A 3,047-nucleotide genomic window follows, 5' to 3' on the forward strand; every position below is an offset into this window, starting at 1 on the left:
CTTCATCCTTGAACTGCGGAGAGTAACGGTTGCGAGTCTTCTTTTGTGCTTCTGCTTTCTTCACGGATCACCTCTGTCGCGAACTTTACTCGCTTAACAAGGCGTCCGTCAATGGCGGGCAAGATCATACATCGCTGCACCCACTGCCAATGAAATCACAATGACGATAGGTGCATCTATCCAAATTTTCCGAGTAATATTCATTTATTCTTTCCCATCCAACGGCTGCAGGTGAGCGGCGGAGCGGCCCATCTTACTCAAGCTATTCCACCTGCACCATCCCGCGAAGACCGTCTCCACCTGTATTTGTTGGGCGTTCTTCCTTCAATGTCTGCCAGAGATTGGCCGGTGGTATTTTGTTATTGCTTAATCTCAATAACTCCTAAACCATCGGCAGGGACATAAGGAGCACCGTAAAACACCTTGTAGGTTCCAGGAGGTGCACCATCAAGGTCGGCGTAGTGTAATGGTTCTGCACTGACGCCTTTTTCTGCAATCTGTGTTTTGACCACTATCAGAATTGCTGTTCCTTCCCTTTTACAATCAATCTTCCTCACTGACTGCCCAGAATTCATCATGATTGGTTTGGTAGTTATCGTTGTTAATCCAGAGACGTCATACTCTACCGGCAGCAGTAGTTTTCCTTCCCTTTTGACCGGAGCCAACACCCGAAGCCCGCCGGTCTTTTGGATAAATTCCCAATCTCTTACTTCCGAGGTAAACCACCCCATCACACCGGCGTGCGCTGTCGTCATGAAGATCAAAATCGCCGTGGTGTCAGAAATAGCCTTTTCATACTTTGTTCCTGTCCAACGGATCGAGGGTGACCAGCGGAGCGCTCTCGCTTTCGTTCACTTATGCCATCTCACCAATACTGCGTAGTCTGGTCTACCCGAGTGGTTGTAACTTCTTCCTAGCGAGTTGCCAATAAGGAATATCCGGTCCCTTCGACAGCTTATAACTTTCTAAGCCTATCCCTACGGTCTGTCCCCCAAATTACGAGGGGTTTCCTTTTGTGCCTTTCGTGCATTTTTGAGGCAATGCCAGGTTCACCTTAAAACCAACTAAACCAATCGAGAACGTTCTCTATGAATTTAACACCGAAAACAGCCCCAATCACTACAAATCCCAAGACTGTTGACAGCAATCCTATTTTGGAGGTGTCATGAAACTCGGCTTTGGATAGGTTTAAGACATAAGCACCGACAACCAAGCAGCCGACGATCAGCCCGAAAAAGGCACCTCCGCACCTGTTGAATAGTTTTCCATCCTTATCGTCATTATCCATGTAAAGTTTTCCCCTGCATCCCAACGGTTCGACGCTTGAGCTGCGGACAAGCTTTATCCGTCCGGTCACGGTCTGAGCGGCAGGTTAGGCTGATTGTTCTGAAGCTTTTAGTCGATTTGAGAAGCGCCAAATTTTTACCCAGTAAATAATCCAGCAAATTACCGCAGGAAGCCCTGCAACTACGAGCAAATCAAAATAGCGATACGGAATCATAGCAACTACAATAAGAATACTTGCGGCGAGTCCTATAGTCTTACCAGGTGCCTTGTCTGCCTCTATGCCTCGTTTTAAAAATTCGTTATGAAGACTTTCAGCTAGTTTCACGACTACCACAAACTCCCACAAAAAAGTAAAAAACGGAATGATAAGGAGCCATACTAGATTTGGAGACAATGTGCGGGACTTCGGTGAGCACAGCAATATGGCCCTTCTTAGAGTCAGAATGAATGGTATACAGGCAACCGTGCTCAGAACTAAGTTAATTAGAGTAGCACTCATTTTTTCCATTGAGTAAGTCAGTTTATTGATTTATCGCGCTAACAGCGGTGGCTGACCGGCGGAGCGCCAAACTTTCATTGACTATTCCCGCTCCCTACTACCGCGAGTCCGGTCCAGCCCCTTGGTTGTAACCTGCCTAACCTTCCAACGTCTCGCGCTGTCTTCTCTATGTGTATTATCTTTTGCAGAATTTTCGCTGTCCGGGATTAAAGGCTGGAGTCACTTTCAATTTTGAACGTACCATGTCGGCGTTCCTTCAAATGTTGGAATCGACTTTCGTGGTGACGCTGTTCAATGAACCCGTCCCTTCCAGTATAAGAAACTCGCCACCAGTAACACCACATACCCGAAAAGTACCTTCACCAAAAGTGGCTGCCAATCTGCTTTGACCTCCTTTAGAGGTCTCTTTTTGTAGAAAATTTCACTGATGATGGTTCCAACGACCATAGAGAAAAAAATGAAACTGAAAGCTTTAATAGGTCCAAGCATTTTGAGGTCCTTACCAATGTCCTTATTCTAGGAGCGTACAACGGCGGAAGTTGACCGGCCGGTTTTCGTCAGGTCCATCTCCCTTGGTTGGAGCATTGGACCTTCGCATCAGCATTTATATGTTACATGAGTTACTAGCATCCCCTCAGCCTCCTCACTTGCTCCTGTCATCAGTCTGAAGTTTTGGAAGTACAAATTTTTGTGTACCTTTTTGTTAGTTCTGGTTTTATCAGAAAGTAAGTCGCCAACAACATTCCTAGCATTATTAAATTTAGACAAAAGTATGTAGGTAATTTACCAAACTGATCAATCGAGTACCATATTGTTATTGCATCGGGTATGACAATGAACGAGGCTAAGAACGCAACTATGGAAGCTAAAAAAGCAACAAAAAACCTTAACGCTTTTGACGTATTTACAAGTCGCGCAGGTATTAGGATGGGAACGATCAGCGGAATAAAAATGGAACAGAAAGCCAAAAAGACATTCAGCGCAAACTGAGATCGGACGATCATGTGTCTAGTTCCAATTGCGTTGTATAACACCGCTGATATGTCATACGCCATATAAGACGCGGAGAGTCCGCATAACGTAGCGATAACGGCCACAGCAACTCTATCGTTTCTTCCCAAAGGTTTTCCTTCTTCCCGTCCAACGGGTTGCAGGTGAGCGGCGAAGCGGCTTAACTTTCATAAACTTTGCCGACTTCACCGTACCGCGGAGACCGCCTCCACCTGTTGTGGTTGGCACCTTTCTTCAGGTGTAAGCCTCA

Annotated in this window: 3 protein-coding genes; all 3 read right to left on the reverse strand. The window is 46.0% G+C overall.

Annotated features, from left to right (window positions below):
• Positions 1 to 359 precede the first annotated feature (359 nt).
• Complete coding sequence (locus L4X63_RS23510) at positions 360 to 755, reverse strand: hypothetical protein (RefSeq protein WP_250681105.1); 396 nt, start codon at positions 753 to 755, stop codon at positions 360 to 362.
• 299 nt (positions 756 to 1,054) lie between these two features.
• A complete protein-coding gene (locus L4X63_RS23515) occupies positions 1,055 to 1,288 on the reverse strand; it encodes a hypothetical protein (RefSeq protein WP_250681106.1) in 234 nt (77 codons plus the stop codon).
• Between the two features lie 84 nt (positions 1,289 to 1,372).
• Positions 1,373 to 1,612 (reverse strand): hypothetical protein, encoded by a 240-nt coding sequence (locus L4X63_RS23520; protein ID WP_250681107.1) that lies wholly within the window; start codon positions 1,610 to 1,612, stop codon positions 1,373 to 1,375.
• Between the last annotated feature and the right edge of the window lie 1,435 nt (positions 1,613 to 3,047).

It is taken from the genome of Geomonas sp. Red32, from assembly GCF_023652955.1.
Taxonomy (GTDB): Bacteria; Desulfobacterota; Desulfuromonadia; order Geobacterales; family Geobacteraceae; genus Geomonas.

Coding starts and splice junctions, on each gene's coding strand:
- L4X63_RS23510 (WP_250681105.1), bottom strand. CDS start 755: ATGACGACAGCGCACGCCGGTGTGATGGGGTGGTTTACCTCGGAAGTA.
- L4X63_RS23515 (WP_250681106.1), bottom strand. CDS start 1,288: ATGGATAATGACGATAAGGATGGAAAACTATTCAACAGGTGCGGAGGT.